The 21,711-nt window shown below is 76.4% G+C and carries 22 protein-coding genes and 1 tRNA gene; 4 read left to right on the top strand and 19 right to left on the bottom strand.

The window, feature by feature from the left end; all coding sequences use genetic code 11:
- The first annotated feature begins 25 nt into the window (after nucleotides 1-25).
- Entirely contained in the window at nucleotides 26-337 is a 312-nt protein-coding gene (locus J3P29_RS14505; protein ID WP_210494358.1) for a DUF4235 domain-containing protein, read from the top strand.
- Between the two features lie 47 nt (nucleotides 338-384).
- Here J3P29_RS14505 and J3P29_RS14510 read toward each other — a convergent pair whose 3' ends face one another.
- The 14 genes from J3P29_RS14510 to J3P29_RS14575 form a co-directional block, all read right to left on the bottom strand.
- Complete coding sequence (locus tag J3P29_RS14510; RefSeq protein WP_210494360.1) at nucleotides 385-699, bottom strand: hypothetical protein; 315 nt, start codon at nucleotides 697-699, stop codon at nucleotides 385-387.
- Nucleotides 700-725: 26 nt separating this feature from the next.
- Nucleotides 726-1,556: a sulfurtransferase gene (locus J3P29_RS20845; RefSeq protein WP_210494362.1), complete on the bottom strand. Its 831-nt coding sequence runs from the start codon at nucleotides 1,554-1,556 to the stop codon at nucleotides 726-728.
- A 90-nt stretch (nucleotides 1,557-1,646) separates the two neighbouring features.
- The gene (locus tag J3P29_RS14520) at nucleotides 1,647-2,627 is read right to left on the bottom strand and encodes a ribose-phosphate pyrophosphokinase (RefSeq protein WP_349239871.1); all 981 of its coding nucleotides are present in this window, start codon (nucleotides 2,625-2,627) and stop codon (nucleotides 1,647-1,649) included.
- 191 nt (nucleotides 2,628-2,818) lie between these two features.
- Nucleotides 2,819-4,225: a bifunctional UDP-N-acetylglucosamine diphosphorylase/glucosamine-1-phosphate N-acetyltransferase GlmU gene (glmU, locus tag J3P29_RS14525; protein WP_210494365.1), complete on the bottom strand. Its 1,407-nt coding sequence runs from the start codon at nucleotides 4,223-4,225 to the stop codon at nucleotides 2,819-2,821.
- A 70-nt stretch (nucleotides 4,226-4,295) separates the two neighbouring features.
- Nucleotides 4,296-4,367, bottom strand: a tRNA-Gln gene (locus J3P29_RS14530).
- Between the two features lie 95 nt (nucleotides 4,368-4,462).
- Nucleotides 4,463-5,254, bottom strand: a complete 792-nt coding sequence (locus J3P29_RS14535) for an MTAP family purine nucleoside phosphorylase (protein ID WP_210494367.1) — start codon at nucleotides 5,252-5,254, stop codon at nucleotides 4,463-4,465.
- 133 nt (nucleotides 5,255-5,387) lie between these two features.
- The gene (locus tag J3P29_RS14540) at nucleotides 5,388-6,620 is read right to left on the bottom strand and encodes a helix-turn-helix domain-containing protein (RefSeq protein ID WP_210494368.1); all 1,233 of its coding nucleotides are present in this window, start codon (nucleotides 6,618-6,620) and stop codon (nucleotides 5,388-5,390) included.
- Nucleotides 6,621-6,672: 52 nt separating this feature from the next.
- Entirely contained in the window at nucleotides 6,673-6,888 is a 216-nt protein-coding gene (locus J3P29_RS14545) for a hypothetical protein (protein ID WP_210494370.1), read from the bottom strand.
- The gene (locus J3P29_RS14550; protein WP_210494373.1) at nucleotides 6,885-8,474 is read right to left on the bottom strand and encodes a DedA family protein; all 1,590 of its coding nucleotides are present in this window, start codon (nucleotides 8,472-8,474) and stop codon (nucleotides 6,885-6,887) included. Before J3P29_RS14550 ends, J3P29_RS14545 begins: the two co-directional genes overlap by 4 nt.
- The gene (locus J3P29_RS14555; RefSeq protein WP_210494375.1) at nucleotides 8,471-9,397 is read right to left on the bottom strand and encodes a hypothetical protein; all 927 of its coding nucleotides are present in this window, start codon (nucleotides 9,395-9,397) and stop codon (nucleotides 8,471-8,473) included. Before J3P29_RS14555 ends, J3P29_RS14550 begins: the two co-directional genes overlap by 4 nt.
- On the bottom strand, nucleotides 9,394-10,356 hold the full coding sequence (gene rsmA, locus J3P29_RS14560; protein ID WP_349239851.1) for a 16S rRNA (adenine(1518)-N(6)/adenine(1519)-N(6))-dimethyltransferase RsmA: 963 nt from the start codon (nucleotides 10,354-10,356) through the stop codon (nucleotides 9,394-9,396). The genes J3P29_RS14555 and rsmA overlap by 4 nt, the downstream gene beginning before the upstream one ends.
- Entirely contained in the window at nucleotides 10,353-11,108 is a 756-nt protein-coding gene (locus J3P29_RS14565) for a TatD family hydrolase (RefSeq protein ID WP_210494378.1), read from the bottom strand. Before J3P29_RS14565 ends, rsmA begins: the two co-directional genes overlap by 4 nt.
- The gene (gene metG / locus J3P29_RS14570; protein WP_210494381.1) at nucleotides 11,105-12,622 is read right to left on the bottom strand and encodes a methionine--tRNA ligase; all 1,518 of its coding nucleotides are present in this window, start codon (nucleotides 12,620-12,622) and stop codon (nucleotides 11,105-11,107) included. The genes J3P29_RS14565 and metG overlap by 4 nt, the downstream gene beginning before the upstream one ends.
- 67 nt (nucleotides 12,623-12,689) lie before the next feature.
- Nucleotides 12,690-13,484 (bottom strand): hypothetical protein, encoded by a 795-nt coding sequence (locus tag J3P29_RS14575; RefSeq protein ID WP_210494391.1) that lies wholly within the window; start codon nucleotides 13,482-13,484, stop codon nucleotides 12,690-12,692.
- A gap of 208 nt (nucleotides 13,485-13,692) precedes the next feature.
- Between J3P29_RS14575 and J3P29_RS14580 the strand changes: the two genes are divergently transcribed.
- Nucleotides 13,693-15,342, top strand: a complete 1,650-nt coding sequence (locus J3P29_RS14580) for an acetolactate synthase large subunit (protein ID WP_349239852.1) — start codon at nucleotides 13,693-13,695, stop codon at nucleotides 15,340-15,342.
- 9 nt (nucleotides 15,343-15,351) lie between these two features.
- The gene (lhgO, locus tag J3P29_RS14585; RefSeq protein WP_349239853.1) at nucleotides 15,352-16,641 is read left to right on the top strand and encodes an L-2-hydroxyglutarate oxidase; all 1,290 of its coding nucleotides are present in this window, start codon (nucleotides 15,352-15,354) and stop codon (nucleotides 16,639-16,641) included.
- A gap of 24 nt (nucleotides 16,642-16,665) precedes the next feature.
- On the opposite strand, the gene rsmI is transcribed toward lhgO, so the two are convergent.
- Both rsmI and J3P29_RS14595 read right to left on the bottom strand, forming a co-directional pair.
- Nucleotides 16,666-17,499, bottom strand: coding sequence for a 16S rRNA (cytidine(1402)-2'-O)-methyltransferase (gene rsmI, locus J3P29_RS14590; protein WP_210494396.1), 834 nt, complete (start codon nucleotides 17,497-17,499; stop codon nucleotides 16,666-16,668).
- Complete coding sequence (locus J3P29_RS14595; protein ID WP_210494398.1) at nucleotides 17,496-18,461, bottom strand: ROK family protein; 966 nt, start codon at nucleotides 18,459-18,461, stop codon at nucleotides 17,496-17,498. The genes rsmI and J3P29_RS14595 overlap by 4 nt, the downstream gene beginning before the upstream one ends.
- Nucleotides 18,462-18,482: 21 nt before the next feature.
- Between J3P29_RS14595 and J3P29_RS14600 the strand changes: the two genes are divergently transcribed.
- Nucleotides 18,483-19,709 (top strand): LCP family protein, encoded by a 1,227-nt coding sequence (locus tag J3P29_RS14600; protein ID WP_210494401.1) that lies wholly within the window; start codon nucleotides 18,483-18,485, stop codon nucleotides 19,707-19,709.
- Nucleotides 19,710-19,727: 18 nt separating this feature from the next.
- Here the strand turns inward: J3P29_RS14600 and J3P29_RS14605 are convergent, their stop codons facing one another.
- The 3 genes from J3P29_RS14605 to J3P29_RS14615 all read right to left on the bottom strand — a co-directional run bounded on the left by J3P29_RS14605 (nucleotide 19,728) and on the right by J3P29_RS14615 (nucleotide 21,654).
- Nucleotides 19,728-20,045 carry an FmdB family zinc ribbon protein gene (locus tag J3P29_RS14605; protein ID WP_210494402.1) on the bottom strand — a complete coding sequence of 106 codons (318 nt, stop codon included), beginning with the start codon at nucleotides 20,043-20,045 and terminating at the stop codon, nucleotides 19,728-19,730.
- Nucleotides 20,046-20,060: 15 nt separating this feature from the next.
- A complete protein-coding gene (locus J3P29_RS14610) occupies nucleotides 20,061-20,411 on the bottom strand; it encodes a zinc ribbon domain-containing protein (RefSeq protein WP_210494404.1) in 351 nt (116 codons plus the stop codon).
- 82 nt (nucleotides 20,412-20,493) lie between these two features.
- Nucleotides 20,494-21,654, bottom strand: coding sequence for an alpha/beta hydrolase (locus J3P29_RS14615; protein ID WP_210494406.1), 1,161 nt, complete (start codon nucleotides 21,652-21,654; stop codon nucleotides 20,494-20,496).
- Nucleotides 21,655-21,711 lie beyond the last annotated feature (57 nt).

Here is a 21,711-nt window from a genome sequence, read left to right on the forward strand (position 1 = left end):
GCGGCGGCCCGCTAGTCTCGGCGCCATGGCACTGCTCTTCAAGCCGATCGGCCTGGCCACCGGCCTCGTCACGCGCTCGGTCTCGACGAAGATCATGGACCGCGTGTGGCAGCGCGTCGACGGCAACCCGCTGCCGGACGAGGACGTGCGGGAGGAGACGCTCGGGCGCATCGTCGCCGCGAACGTCCTGCAGTCCGTGATCTTCGCCGCCACGACGGCGGTCGTGACGCGCTACAGCATGCACGTCTACGAGCACCTGACCGGCTCGTGGCCCGGCAAGCACCTGGCCGACATCGAGGGTCCGGTCGACGCGGTCGCGAACGACCCGCGCGCCTGATCCGCCCTCGGCGCCCCGCGGAGCGCCCCGTCGGCGTGCCGCGGGGCCTACGGCGTGCGGCGGACGACCAGGCCGCGCGCCTGCAGGGTGCCGAGCGCGTCCTCGAAGGCCCCGAAGTCGCGCCGGACGAGCAGGTCGACGGGCCGCCCGGCGGGTCCCGCGGTGCGCACCCAGCGGCGCAGCGTCGGCACGCCGACCTGCTCGGCGGGCTCCTCCGTCAGCGCGAGCAGCAGCCGCAGCTGGGGCTTGTGCTCGAGCTCGCCGGCCAGGACGGACAGCGGGTCGGCGTCGAGGATCTGCAGCAGCTCCTCGTCCGTCAGGCCGAGGCGCTCGGTCAGCAGCTGCGCGGCGGTGGTGGACACCCGCCGAGCGTAGCGCCCGGCGCGGCTCAGCCCGGCTCGTCGCCGGTGGCGACGGGCCGGTCGCGCTCGCGGCTGTACTGCGACCAGGACCCGGGGAACAGCCGTCCGCGGCCCAGCCCGGCGTGCTCCATCGCGAGCAGCGTGTGGCAGGCGGTGACGCCCGACCCGCAGCTCGAGACGACGTCCTCCTGCCCCGTCACGCCGACGGCGGCGAAGCGGGCGCGCAGCGCGTCGACCGGCAGCAGGCGGCCGTCGGGCCCCACGTTCTCGCGGCACGGCAGGCTGCGCGCGCCGGGGATGTGGCCGGGGCGCGGGTCGACCCCGTCGGCGGCGCCGCGGTAGCGGTCGGCGGGCCGGGCGTCCAGGACGACGTTCCCGCGGTCGGCGGCGTCGTCGATCGTGGCGAGCAGGTCCTCGGGCCACGCCCGGGCGGTGAAGATCGCCGCGGCGATCGGCGGGACGGCGGTGTCGAGCGGTCCGTCGTGCGCGGCCAGCCCGCCGTCGAGCAGCGCGGCCTCGTGCCCGGTCGCGCGCAGCATCCAGACGAGCCGGGCGGCGATGACGCCGCCCGCGTCGTCGTAGGCGAGCACGACGTCGTCGTCGCCGATGCCGAGCGTGGCCATGCCGCGGGCGAACGTCGCCGGCTCGGGCAGCGGGTGGCGGCCGCCCCCGGTGTCCGGGTCGCCGGACAGCCAGGCGTCCAGGTCGACGAAGCGGGCGCCGGGCAGGTGCCCCTCCTCGTACGCGTCGCGGCCGGAGCGGCCGTCCAGGTACCAGCGCACGTCGGCGAGGACCACCTCGTCCGCGTGCGCCTGCCACCAGGCGTGGTCGACGACGGGCGGGGTGCTCGGGCTCACGGCGTGCACGCTACCCGGCGGCGGCGCGCCACGCCCCGGCCCGCGCTTCCGCCCCGAGACGCTCGGGGCGGGGCCCGGCCGTGCTCTCCCTCAGAACAGCTGGTTCTCGCCCTGGAAGACCTCGGAGACCGAGTCGTCCGTGAAGATCGAGCGGATCGAGTCGGTCAGGAGGGTCGAGCAGGAGATGACGTGCACGTTGTCCGGGGCGCCGGCGCGCAGGGGGATCGTGTCGGTGACGACGATCTGCTCGAACGGCGCGGCGGCGAGGTTCTCGAACGCCTTGCCGGAGAAGACGGGGTGCGTGGCGGCGGCGTAGACCTTCTTGGCGCCGGCGGCCTTGACGGCCTCGCCGGCGGCGCGGAGGGTGCCGGCCGTGTCGATGATGTCGTCGACGATGATCGCCGTCTTGCCCTTCACGTCGCCGATGACGTGGCCGATCTGGGCGACCTGCTGCTGCGGCCGCTCCTTGTCCAGGATCGCCAGGTCGGCGCCCATGCGGTCGGCGAACTTCTTGTTCAGCTTCACGCGGCCGGCGTCCGGCGCGACGACGACGAGGTCCTCGTCCAGGTCGAGGTCGGTGAAGTACTGCGTGAGCATCATCATCGCGGTCATGTGGTCGACCGGGATCTGGAAGAAGCCCTGGACCTGGCCGGCGTGCAGGTCCATCGTCAGGACGCGGTCGGCGCCGGCGGACTCGAGCATCCGGGCGACCAGGCGGGCCGAGATCGGCTCGCGCGGCGCGCTCTTCTTGTCCTGGCGGGAGTAGCCGTACCAGGGGGTGACGGCGATGACGCGGTGCGCGGACGCGCCGACGGCGGCGTCGATCATCACGAGCAGCTCCATCAGCGCGTCGTTGGCGCTGATGCCCGTCTCGGGGTTGCCGCACGTCGGCTGGACGATGAAGACGTCGGCGCCGCGGATGGACTCCTCGAAGCGGCAGTAGACCTCGCCGTTCGAGAACGTCTTCAGGGTCACGGGGCCCGGGTCCACGTTCAGCTTGTCGCCGATGGCGTCGGCGAGGGCTGGGTTGGCGCGGCCGCTGAAGAGCATCAGCCGCTTGTCGTAGCCCAGCTGCAGGCTGGTCGACGCGTCGACGGAGGGCGAGATGGAGCTCACGGTGAGACGGATCCCAGGACGAGGAGGCGAGGCCGCGGACCCGCCGCGAGGGCGGCCCGCTCCGCGGAGCGTACCCCGCGGCGGGGGCGGATGCGGCGGCGTCCGCGGCCCGCCGCTCCGCGGACGCCGCACACCGCGGGGCGGCGCTACCCGCGCTCGCGCGCCCGGGCGGCGGCCTGCTCGGCGTAGCCCTCGAGGTTCTTCTGCCGCTCGCGCGCGATGCCGAGCGCCCCGGCGGGGACGTCCTTCGTGATGACGCTGCCGGCGCCGGTGTAGGCGTCGTCGCCGACGGTGACGGGCGCGACGAGCGTGGTGTCGACGCTCGTGTGGACGTTCGCGCCGATCGTCGTGCGGTGCTTGCGGTAGCCGTCGTAGTTGGCGGTGATCGTCGCGGCGCCCAGGTTCGTCCCCGGGCCGACGTCGGCGTCGCCGATGTACGACAGGTGCGGCACCTTCGTGCCGGTGCCGATGTCGCTGTTCTTGATCTCGACGAAGGCGCCGGCCTTCGCGCCCTCGCGCAGCAGCGTGCCGGGCCGCAGGTAGGTGAAGGGGCCGATCGTCGCCCCGGCCTGCGCGGTCGCGCCGACGACGTGGGAGTGCAGGACGGTCGCCTCCTCCCCCACGGTCGCGTCGATCAGGGTGGTGTGCGGGCCGACGACGGCGCGCTCGCCGATCGTCGTGGTGCCGCGCAGCACGCAGCCCGGCTCGACGGTGACGTCGGGGGCGATCGCGACGCCGTCGTCGATGACGGTCGACGCCGGGTTGACGATCGTCACGCCGGCGCGCAGGTGCCGCTGGTGGATCCGGGCCTGCATCAGCTCGCGCACGACGGCGAGCTCGGCGCGGTCGTTGGCGCCCAGGACGATCTCGGGCGCGGGCGCGCGGTGGGCGCCGACGCGGTCGCCGTCGGCGCGCAGGATGCCGAGGACGTCGGGCAGGTACTTCTCGCCCTGTGCGTTGTCGCCCCCGACCCGCGGCAGCGCGGCGAGCAGCCGGTCGCCGGCGAAGCAGTAGACGCCCGCGTTGACCTCGCGGAGCAGCAGCTCCTCCTCGGTGGCGTCGCCGGCGACCTTCGTCTCGACGATCTTCACGACGGCGCCGTCGGCGTCGCGGACGACGCGGCCGAGCTGGCCCGGGTCGTCGAGCTCCGCGGACAGGACGGTGGCGGCGTTGCCCTCGGCGGCGTGCGTGGCGAGCAGCGCGGTGACGACCTCGCCCGTGACGAGCGGCGCGTCGCCCGTGAGCACGACGACGGGGCGCTCCGGGTCGATCAGCTCGGCGGCCGCGATGACGGCTCCGGCGGTGCCGTCCCCGTGGCGGCCCGCGTGCTGCTCGACGCTCTCGACCCCCGCCGGCAGGTGGCCCTCGAGGACCCGCGCGGGCTGGTCGACGACCACGGTGCGGTGGGCCCCGGCGGTGCGGGCCGCCTCGAGCACCCAGCCGATGAGCGGGCGGCCGCAGAGGTCGTGCAGGACCTTCGGCGTCGCCGAGCGCATGCGGGTGCCGCGGCCGGCGGCGAGGACGATGACGGTCGGTGCGGGCGGGCTGGGCACGCCCCCGAGCCTACGTCAGGCGGCGTCGCCGGGCGGTCCGTCGCGGCGGACCGCGGCCCGGCTGCCCGGACTGGGGAGCAAGGATTCGAACCTTGACCTCACGGCTCCAAAGGCCGGCGTGCTGCCGTTACACCACTCCCCACCGCGGCGGGAACCAAGGATGGCGGAACGGCCCGCGGATCGCGTCCCCGTCCGCGATGCCCCGTCGCGAGGGGCGTTCGCGCCGATGGGCGGCGCTCAGTCCCAGGTGAGGTTGGTCCCGACCGGCTGGGGGTCCGCGGCCGCGGCGCGCGGGATCGCCTCGGTCAGCACCGCCGCGAAGTCCGTGGTGGAGCGGGCGATCAGGTCCATGAGGGTCTGCACCGGCGTCGCCTCGTCGCGGACGCCGTTGGCGTAGTCCGTCTGGAAGCCGATGAGCGCGTAGGGGATGCCGGCCTCGGCGAAGAGCACCGTCTCGGGGCCAGCGGTCTGGCTGACGGCGGTGACGCCGACGGCGCGCAGGGAGCGGATCTCGGCCTTCGTGTTGAAGCGGGGGCCGTCGACGTGGCCGTAGCAGCCGCCGTCGCGCGCCTCCAGGCCGGCGGCGCGCGCGGCCTCGAGCAGGGCGGTGCGCAGCGCGGGGCTGAACGGGTCCTCGAACACCCAGTGCCCGCGGCCGGGCGCGCCGGGCTCGTCGTGCAGGGTGCACAGGCTGCCGTCGCCCAGGCGGTTGGCGAGGAAGTGCAGGTCGTCGAAGACCACGAGCGAGCCGAGCGCGGCGTCGGGGTCGCACGTGCCGCAGACGGTGACGGCGAGGACGGCGTCGACGCCGAGCTCGCGGAAGGCCAGGACGTTGGCGCGGTGGGTGACCTGGTGGGAGACGAGCTCGTGGCCGTCGCGGTGGCGGGCCAGGTGGACGACCTCGACGTCGCCGACGCGGCCGACGGTCACGGGGACGGCGCCCTCGCGGGTCTCGACGCTGCGCGCCTCGCCGGCCTCCAGCCCCGGCAGCCGGTAGGTGCCCGAGCCCGTCACGATCCCGATCCGCATGGCGGGCGATGCTACGGGGTCGCGTGGAGCGGCCCGCGAGCGCCCCGACGGGCGCCGACGGCGGCGGTCCGGGCGGACGGGCGCGGCCGGCGGCGCTGCGGGGCCTCCGGCCCGGTGACGGGCGGCGTCCGGCTCAGCGGCGCCGCTGGCCGCCGCCGCGCCGAGGCCGCGCCTCGCGCTCGAGCGCCGGGGCGTCGTGCTGCCCCAGGCCCAGGACGCGCATCGCCTTCAGCCCCAGGCTGAGGCGCTCCCGGCCGTCGCTCGAGGTGACGTCGAGCCCGCACAGCTCGCGCACCCGCTCCAGGCGGTAGCGGACGGTGTGGCGGTGGGTGAAGAGCCGCTGGGCGGCGGCGGCGACGGAGCCGTCGGCGTCCAGGTACGCCGTCACGGTGCCGACCAGATCGGTCTCGTACTGCGCGTCGTACGCGGCCAGCGGCTCGATCGTCTCGGCGTAGAACCGGCGCAGCTCGTCGGGGTTCTCGCTCATCGCCGAGAGCAGCAGGCGGTACGCGCCGGTCTCCTCGAACCCGAGGACCGCGACCTCGGGGTCGCCCTCGCCGACGTTGCACGCCAGGAGGGCCTCCTGGACCGCCCGCGGCAGGTCGCCGGGCTGCTCGGTCGGTCGGCCGTGGCCGACGGAGACGCCGTGGCCGGGCAGCACGCCGTCGAGCTCCTGCTGCGCCGCCTGCGCGGCGCGGGGGACCGCGTCCTCGCCGGCGGCCGGGACGATCGCCACGATCTCGCACGCCGGGGCGCCGGAGCGGCTGACGGCGCCGACGAGCGACGCCGAGCTGACGGCGCGCGCGCCGCGCTCCACGGCCGCGAGGGCCCGGGCGCGCCAGCCCTCGTCGCCGGCGACGTGCGGGTGCACGCGCACGACGAGCGCGCCCGTGGCCTCGGTCAGGTCCAGGCCCAGCTCGCCGCCGCGCTCGACGATCGCCTGCGCGTCGGCGAACTCGCCGGCGAGCAGGTCGGCGCAGAACGTCGCGGCCTCCTCCTGGCTGGCGCGGGCGGGGGCGCGCACGCGCTCCACCTCGAGCGCCAGGACGGTGACCACGAGCGCCAGGACCCCGGGGTCGGGCTCGCCGCGGTGCTGAACGACGACGCTGCCGGCGGCCTCGCCCGCGACGGTGAGGGGCAGCGCCTCGAGCTCGCCGCGCATGGCGAGCAGCCGGCGCTCCTCGTCGCGCGAGCGTGCGGCGACGGCCAGGACGGCCCCGCCGCGGTCCGCGACGACCAGGCCGGCGTCGAGCGCGCGGGCCACGGCGCGGGCGAGCGCCGGGAGCCCGGAGCCGGCGGCCACGGCCTCCGCGACGGCGTCGAGCGGTCCCGCGTCACTGACCGTCGGCGTATCGGGCGGATGCACGGCGCCATCGTATCGTCAGGGCCCCGGGGCCCCGCCCCGGACGGACGCCCGGCTAGCTCAGGAAGCGGTCGACGACGCTCAGGCCGGCGTACACGCCGCCCATCGCGAAGGCCCCCACGACCACGAGCGCCAGCACGGTCGCGGCGACCCGCTGGTACCACGTGGCGTACATCCGCACCACCGGCACGAACACGAGCGCGACGACCGCGACGAGGGCCAGGACGCCGCAGACGCCGCCGACGACGTACGTGAGGGTGTGCCCGCTCATCCGGCCGCAGTCTGACGGATGTGTCCGACGATCATCGCCACGATGCCGACCGCGGAGAGCACGGCGGCGGCCAGCCCGGCGCCAGCGAGGACGTCGGACAGGTAGGCGGTGCGCAGCACGAGCGGCGCGCCCCCGATCAGGGTCGCGAGGATCGCGGCCAGCCCGGTCAGGCCGATGCGCCCGGGGATCCGGCCCAGGGTGGGGCTGACCGCCACGGCGATCGCCACCCACACGGCGGCGGCGGCGCCGACGGTCGACGGGAACGTCGTGGACGTGACGACGTCGACCGCGGACGCCGGGGCCGCGCGGTCCTCGCCGCTGCGGACCAGCGCCGTGACCAGGAACGTCAGGCCGCTCGCCGCGACGAGCGCCACGGCCGTGCCGACGCGGCCGCGCCCGGCGAGGAACCCCGCCGCCACGAGCACCAGCCCCCCGACCAGGTACCAGGACCCGAGGGTCGTGCCGATGTGCGCGAGCGACTCTGCCGGCCCCCACGCCAGGTCCTGCGCCCAGCGCAGCGTGCTGCGGTCCGCGAGCGTCGAGGCCGAGTGGTCCAGGTGCGCCTCGAGCGCGAAGAACCCGAACGCGCCGACCGCCAGGACGGCGAGCAGCGTCGTGACCTCGAGGCCCAGGCCCCCCGGCGTGATGCGGCGCCAGGCGAAGCCCGCCGGACCGGAGATCGGCCGCCACACCGCCAGGGCGACGCGGCCCGCGCGGGTCTCGCCGGCCCGCCGCAGCCAGTCGCGCGCCTGCTCGCGGTGCTCCTCCTCGCCGAGCCAGTGGACCGCGGCGATGATCCCGACCACGACGGCGACGACGATCCCGAACGCCAGGGCGCCCTGCTTGACCCACGACAGCAGGCGGTCGAGGCTCTGCCAGAAGACGTAGCCGAGGGTGACGAACAGCGCCGACCACAGCCCGCTGCCGATCACCGCGTACGGCACGAACCGCCGCCAGCCGACGCCGCTCGACCCCAGGACGAAGGGCGCCACGGCGCGGACGAAGCCGATGAAGCGCCCGATGACGATCGCCTTGCCGCCGTGCTTCTCGAGGAACCGCTCGACGTGCTCGAGGCGGTCGGGCGTGATCTTCACCTTCGACCCGTGCCGGACGAGGAAGGAGCGGCCGAGCCGGCGGCCCAGCCAGAAGCTCGCGAGGTCGCCGCAGAACGCGGCGGCCCAGACGGTGGCCAGCAGCGTGCCGTAGGCCAGCGTGCCCTCGCCGGCCAGCACGCCGCCCAGGATCACGAACGTCTCGCCGGGCGCGACGAGGCCGACGAACGCCCCCGTCTCGAGGAACGCGAGCACGCCGACGATGACGTACGCCCAGTTGCCGAGCGTGTCGCCGACCCGGCCGATCCACTCCTGCAGCGGCAGGTCCTCGATGGAGGGGATGTGCACGATGCCCGCGCCGACGAGGACGCCGACGAGCACCGCGACGGCGGCGAGCGGGAGCAGCCAGCCGGGGCGGTGGCCCCGACGGCGGGCGACGAGCACCACCGCGGGCGCGAGCACCACGAGCGCGAGCCACGCGGGCTTCGTCTCGGCGAGCGGGAGGGCCGTCAGGCCGAGCGACGTGTCGGTCATGCCGGCACCGCGGGGATCGTAGCGACGGGAGCGCCGCGGGTCGGGAGCGCCACGACCGCCCGCACGCCGTGCGCGCCCAGGTCGTCCGCGACCGCGGCGGCGGCGGCCTCGTCCGCGAACCACCCGGCGACGGTCGGGCCCGACCCGCACACGGTGGCGGGCGCGGCGCCCGCGGCCCGCAGCAGCGTCAGGTGGTCGCCCACGACGGGCGCCAGGTCCACCGCGGCGTCGGCCAGGTCGTTCGCCGCCAGGTCGTCGGGGATCCGCGGGCCGGCCGGGTCGCCGAGGGCGGCGCGCAGGCGGCCGAGGGCGGCGGCGATCTCGTCGGCGGCGCGCGGGGGTCGCAGCTCGTCGGCCCGGCGGAACACGGCGGGGGTCGACAGGCCGACGGGCGCCGGCACGACGACGAGCCCGCCGGGCAGCACGCCGTCGATCCGCTCGAGCGCCTCCCCCGCGCCGGCGGCGAGCGCGAGCCCGGGCTCGAGGCCGTGCGGGACGTCCGCGCCCAGCGCGGTCGCCAGGCGCTGGAGCAGGGCGGGGTCGTCGACCCCGGCGGCGTGCGCGGCGAGGCGCAGCGTGGCGCTCGCGTCGGCCGATCCGCCCGCCATGCCCGCGGCGACCGGGATCCGCTTCTCGATCCGCACGGTCAGCGGCGGCGCGTCCCAGCCCGTGGCCGCCCGGAACGCGACGAGCGCGTCGAGCGCCAGGTTGGGGCCCGTCACTCCGGGGCACGCGACGGCGTCGCCGCCCTGACCGGGCGGCGCGGGGACGAGCGCGACGTCGTCCGCCAGCGTCAGGGACTGCATGACGGACGCGAGCTCGTGACGGCCGTCGTGCGGGCGGACCGGGCCGACGAGCAGCGTCGCGTTGATCTTCGCCGGCGCCAGGGTGCGGACCCCGCGCCAGTCCGGCGGCAGGCTCACGCGGCGGCCCTCCAGGCCGCGATCTGCTCGCGCGCGGCCTCGTCGCCCTCGGCGACCGCCACGGCCTCGGCGAGCGCCGCGAAGACCAGCGCGGGGACCCGCTCCGCCCGGACGTCGAGCGGCAGGCCCAGGTCCGCGAGCGCGGCGCGCAGGGCGTCCCGCCGCGCGTCGCCCCCGCCCGCGAGCGAGACGGAGCGCGCCAGCGCCTTCCGGCGGTGCAGGAACGCGGCGTTGATCAGGGCACGCACGGCCGGCGGCGCGGGCGGGCGCACGCGGCGCAGGCCGAGCAGCACGGAGTCGACGTTCGGCACCGGCGAGAAGATGCGGCGCGAGACCGCGCGCAGCACCTTGACGTCGCAGGAGAGCTGCGCGAGCGCGGACGGCGCGCCGTACTGCTTGGAGCCGGGCGGCGCGGCGAAGCGCACCCCGACCTCCTTCTGCACCATCGCGACCCAGCGCTCGACGCTCGGCAGCTCGGCGACGGACCGCAGGATCACGGTGGCCGCGACGTTGTACGGCAGGTTCGACACGCAGACCGTCGGCGGCGGGTCGAGCGTCGTCAGCGGATACTTGACGGCGTCCCCCATGTGCAGCTGCGCGCCGGGGAACGGGGCGAGCGCCTCGCGCAGCGGTTCCTCGAGCGCGCGGTCGAGCTCGACGACGTGCAGGCCGCGCAGGCGGGCGCCGAGGTGCTCGGAGAGGACGCCCAGTCCGCCGCCGACCTCGAGCGCCACGTCGTCCGGCTCCAGCTCGGCCAGCCGCTCGATGACGCCGAGGATGTTGTCGTCGACGAGGAAGTTCTGGCCCAGCTCGCGCTTGGGGCGCACGCCGTGCTCGACCATCCGGCGGATGCTCGGCTGCACGGGGTGGCCGTCGCCCGCGGCGTCGCCGCGCCCCGCGCCCCCGCCGGGCCGGCCGGCGGCGGCGAACGCGCGCCGCTCGTCCTCGGCGTCGCTCACGCGCCCCACCCGAAGACGCGGTCCGCGTTCGCGGTGACGAGCGCGTCGAGCTCCTCGTAGGACTGGTCGCGCTGGGCGGCGACGAAGCGCGCCGTCTCGGTCACGTACGCGGTCTGGTTGCGCTCCCGGCGCCGGGACTGCGGCGTCAGGTACGGGGCGTCCGTCTCGACGAGGACGCGGTCGTCCGGGACGGTCGCGGCGGCGAGGGCCAGGTCCGCGTTCTTCGGGTACGTCACGTTGCCGGCGAAGGAGACGTACCACCCCTGCTCGAGGCACTCGTGCAGGCGGCCGGGCATCGAGAAGCAGTGCAGGATCACCGTGACGCCGTCCGCGTGCTCGCGGAGCGTCGCGATCGTCTCGTCGTCCGCCGCCCGCGTGTGGATGACGAGCGGCTTGGCCGTCTCGCGGGCGATCGCGATCTGGTCGCGGAACGCGGCGCGCTGGTCGTCGCCGGGCGCGCCCTCGCGGAAGAAGTCCAGGCCGGTCTCGCCGATGGCGGCGCAGCGCGGGTGCGCGGCGAGCTCCCGCAGGTCGGCCGCGGCCGCGTCGTCGTAGCCCGCGGCCAGGTTGGGGTGGCGGCCGACGGCCGCCCAGACCTCGGGGAACGTCTCCGCGGCCCGGAGCGCCGTGCGGCAGCTCTCGGCGTCCATGCCGACGGTCAGGATCCGGCGGACGCCGGCGGCGCGGGCGTTGCCGACGAGCTCGTCGTTGCCCTCGGCGCAGGAGTCCAGGTGGGTGTGGCTGTCGATCATGCGGCGGCGCGGTCCTTGGGGAAGAGCGGGGCGAGCTCGCCGACCTCGCCCGCGGCGCCGGCGCCGAGCCGGGCGCCGTCCCACGCCAGGACCGGCGCGCCGAGTGCGTCCAGCAGCGTCCCGGTGCTCGTCGGCAGCCAGGGGTGCAGCAGCACGCCGAGGACGCGCACGCCCTCGATCAGGGTGCGCAGCACCACGTCGAGCGCCGCGGGGTCGGCGCCGTCGTTCTTCTCGGCCTTCGCGAGCGCCCAGGGCGCGCGTTCCTCGACGAAGCGGTTCAGGCGCCGCACGCGCTCCCAGATCGCCTCGAGCGCCTGCGAGATCTGCCCGTCGTCGAGCAGCGCGGCGACCTGCGCGTCCAGGCCGTCGAAGGCCGCGGCGATCTCGGGGTCGACGGCCACGTCCGAGGCCTGCCCGTCGCGGTAGCGGCGGACCATCGCGATCGACCGCGACGCGAGGTTGCCCAGGTCGTTCGCCAGCTCGGTCTCGTAGCGCAGCTTCAGCCCGTCGAGCGAGACCGAGCCGTCCTGTCCGAAGCCCACCTCGCGCAGCAGGTAGAAGCGGACGGCGTCGGCGCCGTAGGCCTCGATCGCCGCGAACGGGTCCAGCACGTTGCCGCGCGACTTGCTCATCTTCGCGCCGTCGACGAGCAGGAAGCCGCCGACGAGGACGCGCCGCGGCACCTCGAGGCCGGCGGCCATGAGCAGCGCGGGCCAGTAGATCGTGTGGAACTTCAGGATGTCCTTGCCGATGACGTGCACGGCCGGCCAGTGGCTCTCGGACAGGTCCTGGCCCTCGCGCCCGAAGCGCAGCGCGGTGACGTAGTTGAGGAGGGCGTCCCACCAGACGTAGAACACGTGCTCGGGATCCCACGGCACCTCCACGCCCCACGAGATCGCGGAGCGGGAGAGCGAGACGTCCTGCAGCCCGCCCTTGATGAACGCGAGCGCCTCGTTCCGCCGCGCCTGCGGCACGACCCAGTCGGGGCGGTCGGCGTAGAGCTGCTCGAGCTGCTCCTGGAAGGCGGAGAGGCGGAAGAACCAGTTCGTCTCGGACTCGCGGGAGAGCGGGATGCCGTGGATCGGGCAGGTGTTGCCCTCGGCGATCTCGGACTCCGTCTTGAAGTCGGCGCACTTCGGGCAGTACCAGCCCTCGTACGACCCCTCGTAGACGTAGCCGTTGTCCTTGACCCGCGTGAGGATCTCCTGCACCGCCGCCTTGTGGCGCGGGTCCGAGGTGCGGACGAAGAAGTCGTTGCTGGCCTCGACGACGGGGCCCATCGCCTGGAACCGGGGCGCGTTCTCGTCGACGAGCTCCTGCGGCGTGATCCCCCGCTCGGCGGCGACGTTGGCGACCGGCTCGCCGTGCTCGTCCGTGCCCGTCAGGAAGAAGACGTCGTCCCCGCGCTGGCGGTGGTGGCGGGCGAGCACGTCGGCCACGATCGTCGAGTACGCGTGGCCCAGGTGCGGCGCGGCGTTGACGTAGAAGATCGGGGTCGTGACGGAGTAGCCCATGCCGGATGGAGGGTACCGGCGGGGGTTCGGGGAGCCTGGACGACGCCTCATCGGCACCTGAAGGCGGTCACGCCGCCGGGCTGCGGCCGGTCGCGTCGGCGGCGGGGCGCGGCGGGGACGCGGTCGCCCCCGTCCGCCGCCGGACGGCGCGTCGACGGCCGAGCGCCCCGACCGGCAGGCCCAGGGCGGCGAGCGCCAGCCCGACCCACGCGAGGGGCGGTGCGCCGGCCGCGCCGGTGGCCGCGGCGCCCGGCGCGGCGCCGGGGACGACGGCGGGCCGCGAGGGCGGAGCCCCGCCCGGCGGCGCGGCGGCGGGCGCGGCGGCCGGGACCGCGGGCGGCGCGGCGGCCGGGAGCGGGGCGACGGGTGCCGGGACCCGCCGGGGCGCGGGGACGGCGCGCGGCGCGGCGGCCGGCGCGTCCGCCGGCGCGCGCGGACGGGAGCGCGCCGGCGGCACCGGCGCGCCGCGCCGCGCCGGACCGCCGCCGGTCAGCGGCAGGGGGTCCACGTAGCCGAAGGGGTCGGCCGCCCGGCGCACGCCGAACGCGACGCGCCGCCCGGCCGCCGCGCCGATCGCGGTCCCGCGACGCACGCGGCGGCCGCGCAGCGCGGACGGGTCGGCCAGGCCGACGAGCGTGACCGACCACCGCCCGCAGCGGATCGCCACGGCGGCACCACCAGGCGTGCCCCCGGCGAACGTCACCCGCCCCGCGCACGGCGCACGCACCACCTCGCCCGGCGCGGCCCCCAGGCGGGCGACGCGCCGGCCCCCGCGCACGAACGGACGGGCGCGGGAGTAGGCGAAGGGCGCGGCGACGGCACCAGGAACGGGGCGGACGAGCGCGGGCGGATGGTCGGCCACGCGGCGACCGTACGGGCGGCGGCCGGCCCGCGCGGCGGACGCGCGGCACCGGCACGCGGCTGGCGCAGGTCCTCCACGGCCCGCGGTCGTTTCGTCACCCCTCGCCCCGGGTACGCCCTGGGTGCGGGCCCGGTCGTGGGCCCGTGCGCCGTCCGGCGGCTCCACGGGCCGCCGCCCGGCGTCCCGTCACCCCGTTCCGGAGGTCCCCGTGAGCGCCACCGCCGCCCAGCTCCTCGTCCGCTGCCTCGAGCAGGAGGGGGTGGAGTACGTCTTCGGCATCCCCGGGGAGGAGAACATCCACTTCGTGCAGGCGCTCGAGGACTCGCCGATCCGGTACGTCCTCGTGCGGCACGAGCAGGCGGCGTCGTTCATGGCCGAGATGTACGGGCGGCTGACGCAGCGGGCGGCCGTCTGCTCGGCGACGCTCGGCCCGGGCGCGATCAACCTGCAGCTCGGCGTGGCCGACGCGACCACGAACTCGACGCCGCTCGTCGCGATCTCCGCCCAGGTCGGACGCGACCGCTCGTACAAGGAGAGCCACCAGGGCGTCGACCTGGTCCCGATGTTCGACCCGATCACGAAGTGGTCGGCGCTCGTGCCGACGCCGGAGTCCCTGCCCGAGATCGTCCGCAAGGCGTTCAAGACCGCCCAGACGGAGCGGCCCGGCGCGGTCTACCTGGCGATCCCGGAGGACATCGAGTCGGCGGACGTCGACGAGGCGCTCGCCCCGCTGCGCATCGACCGCGTGCGGCCGAACGAGCCCACGGACGGCCAGGTCGCCCGTGCCGCCGAGCTGCTGCGGGCGGCGAAGCACCCCATCGTGCTGGCCGGTCACGGCGCCGCCCGCGAGGGCACGACGGACGAACTCGTGCGGTTCGCCGAGGCGACCGGCATCCCGGTCGCGACGACCTTCCACGGCAAGGGCGTCTTCCCCGACGACCACCCGCTCGGCCTCGGCGCCGTCGGGTTCATGCGTCACGACTACGTCAACTTCGGCTTCGACGCCGCCGACCTCGTGCTCGCCGTCGGCTACGAGCTGCAGGAGTTCGATCCGCAGAAGATCAACCCGGACGGCGACACGACGATCGTGCACGTCCACCGCTTCCCCGCCGAGGTCGACCGCAACTACCCCGTCGACGTGGGGCTGCACGGCTCGATCGGCCGCTCGCTCGAGCTGCTGCGGGAGGCCGTGAACGGGGCGGAGCCGCGGCAGAGCGACCTGCCGAAGGCCGCGGGCCTGCTGCACGAGGAGCTCGCGCAGCACGCCGACGACGACCGCGTGCCGCTGGCCCCGCAGCGCGTCGTCGCCGACACCCGGGCGGCGCTCGGCCGCGACGACATCGTGCTGGCCGACACGGGCGCGGTGAAGATGTGGATGGCGCGGATGTACCCCACGTACGCCGCGAACACGTGCCTGCTCTCCAACGGCCTGTCGACGATGGGCTTCGCCGTGCCGGGGGCGCTCGGCGCCAAGCTCGCCCGGCCGGACGCGAGGATCCTGGCCGCCACCGGCGACGGCGCGTTCCTCATGCACGCGCAGGAGCTCGAGACGGCGGTCCGCGAGCAGATCCCGCTGTGCGTCCTCGTGTGGGAGGACGACGGCTACGGGCTCATCGAGTGGAAGATGGAGATGGAGCTCGGCACGTCGTCCTCGGTGAAGTTCGGCAATCCCGACGTCGTCGCGTTCGCCGAGAGCTTCGGCGGCACCGGCGTGCGGATCACGCAGGCCGACCAGCTGCTGCCGGCGCTGCAGAAGGGGCTGGCCTCGGACGGCGTGACCGTCATCGCGTGCCCGGTCGACTACGGCGAGAACCTGCGCCTGACGGACCGCCTGGGCGAGCTCGAGGAGCCGTTCTAGGCTGCCCCGGTGTCCGCCGCGTCGCCGCCCGCCCCGTCCGCGTCGCCGTCCGCCCCGGACGACGGGCTGCGCCGGAGCCCCGCCCCCAACGCCTGCGACGTGGCGGTGGTCGGGGCCGGCATCGTCGGCGCGGCGGTGGCGCGCGAGCTGCTGCTCCGCCGGCCGGGCCTGCGGGTGGCGCTGCTGGAGCGCGAGGCCGGCGTGGCGGCGCACCAGAGCGGGCACAACAGCGGCGTCGTCCACGCCGGCGTCTACTACCGCCCTAGGTCGCTCAAGGCGCGCCTCGCCGCCGCCGGGGTGCGCGAGCTGCCCGCCTTCTGCGCCGCCCACGGCGTGCCGCACGCGCGCCCCGGGAAGCTCGTCGTCGCGACGCGCCCCGAGGAGCTGCCGCGCCTGGACGAGCTGGAGCGGCGCTCGCGCGCCAACGGCGTGCCGGGCCTGGAGCGCGTCGGCCCGGACGGCATCCGCGAGCGCGAGCCGCACGTGCGCGGCCTGGCGGCGCTGTGGTCGCCGGGGACGGGGACGGTCGACTACGCCGCGACGACCCGCGCGCTCGTGGCCGACGCGCTCGCGCGCGGCGCCACGCTGACGACCGGCCGAGCCGTGACCGGGCTGACCCGGACGAGCGCGGGCGTGCTCCTGCGGCACGCCGGCGGGACGACGCGCGCCGCCCGGGCCATCGTCTGCGCCGGGGCCTGGGCCGACGCCCTCGCCCCGCGGGACGCCGCCGCCGCGGCGGTCGACGACGTGCGGATCGTGCCGTTCCGCGGGGCGTACCGGGTGCTGCGCCCCGAGCGCGCGCACCTGGTCCGCGGTCTGGTCTACCCGGTCCCGGACCCGGACCTGCCGTTCCTCGGCGTCCACCTGACGCGCGGCGTGGACGGCGAGGTGCACGCGGGGCCGACGGCGCTGCTCGTGGGCGCGCGCGACGCCTACCGCCTGACGCGGGTCCGCCGCCGCGACGTCGGGGCGACCGTCCGCTGGCCGGGCACCTGGCGGATGGTCCGGCGCTGGTGGCCGACGGCGGCCGGCGAGGTCGGCCGCACCGTCTCGCGCGCCGCGATGGCACGCGAGCTGCGGCGCCTGGTGCCGGAGCTGCGCGCCGGCGACCTGGTGCCCGGTCCCGCGGGCGTCCGCGCGCAGGCCGTCGCGCGGGACGGCGGGCTCGTCGACGACTTCGTGATCGCCGGCGACGACCGCGTGCTGCACGTGCGCAACGCGCCCTCCCCCGCGGCCACGTCGTGCCTGCCGCTCGCGCGCGAGATCGTCGACCGCGCGCTCGCCGCGGCCAACGCCTGACGCGCCCGGCGCCGGCCGGGCGGCCTACGCGTCCTCGTGCAGCGCCCGGTAGAGCTCGTTGGCGCCGAGCCCCGTCAGCTCGGCCACGACGCGCGCGGCGGTCCGCGCCCGGGCGCCGTCCTCCACCAGCCGCCGCGTGGCGTCGACGGCCGCGGCCAGGTCGACGCCCTCGGCGGCCTCGGGCGTCACCCCGGCGACGACGAGCGTGATCTCGCCGCGCACGCCCGTCGCGGCGAACCGCTCGGCGACGTCGCCGGCGGGGCCGCGGACGACCTCTTCGTGGAGCTTCGTCAGCTCGCGGCAGACCGCGACCGGGCGCCCGGGGTCCTCGCCCGCGATCGCGCGCAGGGACGCCACGAGACGCTTGGGCGACTCGAAGGCGACGGTGGTCTCGGGCTGCCGGAGCGTCGCGAGCAGCTCGTCGGCGCGGCGCGGCAGGAAGCCCACGAACCGCCACGCGTCGGCGGGCAGCCCCGCGGTGGCGATCGCGGTGACCGGGGCGCTGGCCCCGGGCAGCGCCTCGACCGGCAGGCCCGCGTCGCGGGCTGCGGCCACCAGGCGCCCGCCGGGGTCGGAGACGACGGGCATGCCGGCGTCGCTGACGAGCGCCACCGTCTCGCCCGCGGCGATCCGCGCCAGGAGCTCGGCGGCCCGGGCGTCCTCGTTGTGCTCGTGCAGGCTGACCGTGGACGCGCGGACGCCGTGGCGGTCCAGCAACCGACGCGTGTGGCGGGTGTCCTCGCACGCGACGACGTCGGCCTCGTCCAGGGCCCGCAGCACCCGCGGGGTGACGTCCTCGAGGTTGCCGATCGGCGTGGCGCAGACGACGAGCCGGCCGGCCCCGGCCGGGGCGCTCACGCCAGGTCCTCGCGCGCCAGCACCGCGCCGCCGACCATGCCCGCCTCGGCGCCGAAGCGCGCCCGCTGCACCCGCGCGCCGTTGGACGGCGGTCGGGCGCGGCGGCGGGCCTCCGTCCGCGCGGGGGTCAGGAGCAGGTCGCCCGCGTCGGACACGCCGCCGCCGACGAGCACGACCTCGGGATTGAAGATGTTCATCGCGTTCGCGATGCCGACGCCGAGCAGGGTGCCGACGCGCTCGAGCGCCTCCTGCGCCGCGCGGTCGCCGGCCTGCGCGGCCTCGGTCACGAGCACGCCGGTGATCGGGCGGCCCTCGCCGGCCAGACGGGCCAGCGCCGACCCGGGCCGCTGGCCGGCCAGCCGCGCTCCCTCGCGCCCCAGGGCCGACCCGGACGCGAGCGCCTCGAGGCACCCGCGGTTCGTGCACGCGCCCTGGCAGAGCGGGCCGTCGAAGTCGACGACCATGTGCCCCAGCTCCGTCGCCGCTCCGGTGGCGCCGCGCACGAGGGCGCCGTTCGCGACGACCCCCGACCCGATGCCGGTGCCGACGGTCAGCAGCACCGCGTCGTCGCAGCCCTGCGCCCCGCCGGCGCGCCACTCGGCGAGCATCGCGCAGTTCGCGTCGTTGTCGAGGGCGACGGGCAGCTGCAGGCGATCCTGCAGCTCGTCGCGGACGGGCACGTCGTCGAGCGGCTGGTGCACGGTGGAGACGGCGACGCCGCGCGCCCGGTCGACGAGCGACGGGATGCCGACGCCCACGCCGACGACGCGCTCGCGCGGCACGAATCCCCCGTCCAGCAGCTCGCGGATCTGCCCGGCGACGAGCCCGAGCAGGTCCTCGGGGTCCTCGGAGCGGGGGGCGAGGCGGTAGACCCGGTGGAGCACGCGCAGGTCCTCGTCGAGGAGCCCCGCCAGCAGCTTCGTCCCGCCCAGATCGACCCCGATGACGCAGCCTTCGGGCACGCGCGGCACCATACCGTCCTGATGCAGGGACCCGACGACGACGCCCACGAGCGCCGGGGCGCCACGCCGGACGACCCGCCCTACACCGTGTACGGCGCAGGGGCGCGGCAGCCGCGCCGTCCGCGCGCGCCCGAGCACGTGGACCGCACCGTCGGCGCCGAGCACGAGGACGACGCCCCCTACACCGTGTACCGCGCCGAACGGCGGCGCGGCGAGGGCGGCGGCGAGCCGGGCGCCCCGCGCCCGCGCCGCCGCCTGCCGGGCTTCGGTCGCCCGCGCCGGGGCGGCCTGGGTCGCCGCGTCCTGCGCGCCGTGCTGCTCGTCGTCGTCGGCTGGATCGTCCTCTCGGGCGTGCTCTTCGTCGTCTCGGCGACGATCCACCAGCAGGGCGACGCCGACGACCTGCTCGGCGGCGGCGGCGCGCCGTTCACCCCGACGAACGTGCTGGTGCTCGGCACGGACGCCCGCCCGCCGGGGTCGAAGGAGCCCGGCAGCGAGGGCGGCTCCGCGCGTACGGACACGATGATGCTGATGCGCACCGGCGGCTTCGCGAACGCGAAGCTCTCCGTCCCGCGCGACACGCTCGTCGACATCCCGGGCCACGGCCGGCAGAAGATCAACGCGGCCTACGCCTTCGGCGGCGTCCGCGGCTCCGTCGCCGCCGTCGAGCGGCTGACCGACATCGACGTCAACCACGTCGCCACGATCGACTTCGAGAACTTCCCGCAGCTCATCGACGCCATGGGCGGCGTCCGGTACAAGGCGAAGACCTGCCTGACCGCGGACGTCTCCGGCGGCGCCAACCGCCCCCGCGCCGGCGTGGCCGTGGGCTACGACAAGTTCAAGGGCGGGACGTCGTTCCGGCTGAAGAAGGGCCGGACGTACACGCTCAACGGCGCCGCGGCCCTGGCGCTCGCCCGCGTGCGCAAGAACCGCTGCGACGCCGCCCAGGACGACACGAACCGGGCCGGCCGCCAGCAGGAGATCCTCGGCGCGATGAAGCGCCGCGTCCTCTCCCCCGCCGGCTTCGTGCGGCTGCCCTTCATCGCGTGGAAGGCGCCGCAGGCCGTCAAGACGGACATGGGCGGCTTCTCGCTGCTCGGCGTGGCGATCGGCCAGTTCCTGCCGGGAAAGAGCTCGAACGCCGTGCTCAAGCCGTCGGGCGCCGGGACCGACATGTACGGCGGCCAGGGCCTGATCGTGTCGCCCGCCGACGTCGCGAAGGCCCGGCGGCGCTTCGACCGCTAACGCGGGCCGCCGCGCCCCTCAGGCGCCGGCAGGCCGCGGCGGCTTCGGCTTCGGCGCCGCGTCCGCGGCCTTCTTCCGCTCCTCGCGCTGGCGCCGCACCTTGTCGTCGTGCGCGTCGGCGCCCGCCTCGGCGGCGCGCTCGAGCTCGCGGTTGCCCTTCGCCGTGCCGTAGTCGTTGGCGTAGAAGCCGCTGCCCTTGAAGTGCACGGCGGGCGCGTGCAGGACCCGCTCGAGCGGCACGCCCGTGTCCGGGTCGTGGGTCAGCGGGTCCGCCGAGATGGGCTGCAGGACCTCGAACGTGGTCCCGTCGGGGCGGCGGTACTCGTAGATCGGCACGGCCGGGCCCCGGCGTCAGTCCTTCGCGCCGCCCGAGGACGCGGAGGACGTCGACGCCGCGCCGCCCGAGGACGACGACGACGAGGAGGCGTCCGACGAGCCGGACGAGGACGACCCGGCGTCGGAGGACGAGGCGGAGGAGGACCCGGCGTCGGAGGAGCCCTCGGTCCCGCTCCCGGCCGGCCGCTTGCGCGTGCCGTAGTCCGTGTTGTGGAAGCCGGAGCCCTTGAAGTGGATCGCGGGCGCGCTCAGCACCCGCTCGACGGGGACGCCGGTGTCCGGATCCTGCGTCAGTGCCTCGTCGGAGAACTTCTGCAGGACTTCGAAGGTGGACCCGTCGGGCCGGCGGTACTCGTAGATGGGCATGGCCCCACGAGTATAGGCCGCCGACGGCCGACGGGCGAGGCCCCCTTGGCACTCCCTGGACGAGAGTGCCAAGGGCCGCGCCTCATGCCGCGCCGCCGCCCCGCACGGCCGGCTCGACCTCGAGCATCCCGCGCAGCAGCGAGGCCACCTCGAGCATGGCGTCGCGCGACCGGCGCCCCACGCCGAAGGTGTTGCCGAAGCCGTGGATCAGGTCGGGCATCCGCCGGGCCAGCACCGGCACGCCGGCGTCGCGCAGACGCTCGGCGTACGCCTCGCCCTCGTCGCGCAGCGGGTCGAAGCCCGCGGTGACGATCAGCGCCGGCGCCAGGCCGCGCAGGTCCTCGGCGACGCCGGGCGACACGCGGACGTCGTGCCGGTCGGCCGCGCCGGGCTGCCCCGCCACCCCGATGTAGTGGTGCTCGCACCACGACATCGACGCGTCCTCCAGGTAGAAGCCGTGGCCGAAGACGTCGGCCGTGCGGTGCCGTCGCGTCGAGTCGAGCTTGGGATAGAGCAGCAGCTGCAGGTCGGGGGCGCGCCCGCCCTCGCGCCGCGCGGTCTGGGCCACGATCGCGGCCAGGTTGCCGCCCGCGCTGTCGCCGCCGACCGCCAGGCGGTCCGGGTCGGCGCCCAGCTCCTCGGCGTGCGCGACGGTCCAGCGCCACGCGGCCTCCGCGTCGTCCGGCGCCGCGGGCCACGGGTGCTCCGGGGCCAGCCGGTACTCCACGGACAGCACGAGGATCCCGGCCGTCCGGCAGAGCATCCGGCACAGCGCGTCGTGCGAGTCCAGGTCGCCCAGGACGAAGCCGCCGCCGTGGACGAAGAGCAGCAGCGGCGGCCGGTCGCCGAGCGGCTGCCACGTCAGCGCCGGGTTGCGGACGCCGCCGGGCCGGTAGAGCCGCGCGCGCAGGGGGCCCGTGGCGCCGTCGACCCGCAGGTCCTCGGCGGCCGCGACCGGGATCGGCCGGCCGGACGCCACGAGCGCCTCGTGCCGCAGCGTCTTCCGTGCCTGCGGCACCGGCTGCTCGTGCCAGGCGGGGTACCCCAGGCGGTCGCGGAGCGCCAGCATCGCCTGCGTCGGCGCGTCCAGCACCTGCCCCTCGAGCACGACCGGCCGGCGCAGGTGCACGCGGCGGTTCGGTCCTCCGCGGGCCCCCAGCAGGCGCAGGGCCTGGCGCTCGAAGCGGCCCTGCAGGCCCAGCTTCGGCGGCGGCGCGGGACGGGGCTGGCGGCGGAGGCGCATGCGCGCACCCTACCGGCGGTCGCAACACGGCGCGAGCGGTGGCTACTCGCACGTAGC

The organism is Patulibacter sp. SYSU D01012 (assembly GCF_017916475.1).
GTDB lineage: Bacteria > Actinomycetota > Thermoleophilia > Solirubrobacterales > Solirubrobacteraceae > Patulibacter.

Bases quoted from the DNA above. Each gene is read 5' to 3' on its own strand.
- J3P29_RS14565 (WP_210494378.1), bottom strand. From the start codon at position 11,108: ATGATCGACAGCCACACCCACCTGGACTCCTGCGCCGAGGGCAACGAC.
- J3P29_RS14600 (WP_210494401.1), top strand. From the start codon at position 18,483: ATGCAGGGACCCGACGACGACGCCCACGAGCGCCGGGGCGCCACGCCG.
- J3P29_RS14505 (WP_210494358.1), top strand. From the start codon at position 26: ATGGCACTGCTCTTCAAGCCGATCGGCCTGGCCACCGGCCTCGTCACG.
- J3P29_RS14545 (WP_210494370.1), bottom strand. From the start codon at position 6,888: ATGAGCGGGCACACCCTCACGTACGTCGTCGGCGGCGTCTGCGGCGTC.
- metG (WP_210494381.1), bottom strand. From the start codon at position 12,622: ATGGGCTACTCCGTCACGACCCCGATCTTCTACGTCAACGCCGCGCCG.
- J3P29_RS14610 (WP_210494404.1), bottom strand. From the start codon at position 20,411: ATGCCCATCTACGAGTACCGCCGGCCCGACGGGTCCACCTTCGAAGTC.
- J3P29_RS14615 (WP_210494406.1), bottom strand. From the start codon at position 21,654: ATGCGCCTCCGCCGCCAGCCCCGTCCCGCGCCGCCGCCGAAGCTGGGC.
- J3P29_RS14550 (WP_210494373.1), bottom strand. From the start codon at position 8,474: ATGACCGACACGTCGCTCGGCCTGACGGCCCTCCCGCTCGCCGAGACG.
- J3P29_RS14535 (WP_210494367.1), bottom strand. From the start codon at position 5,254: ATGCGGATCGGGATCGTGACGGGCTCGGGCACCTACCGGCTGCCGGGG.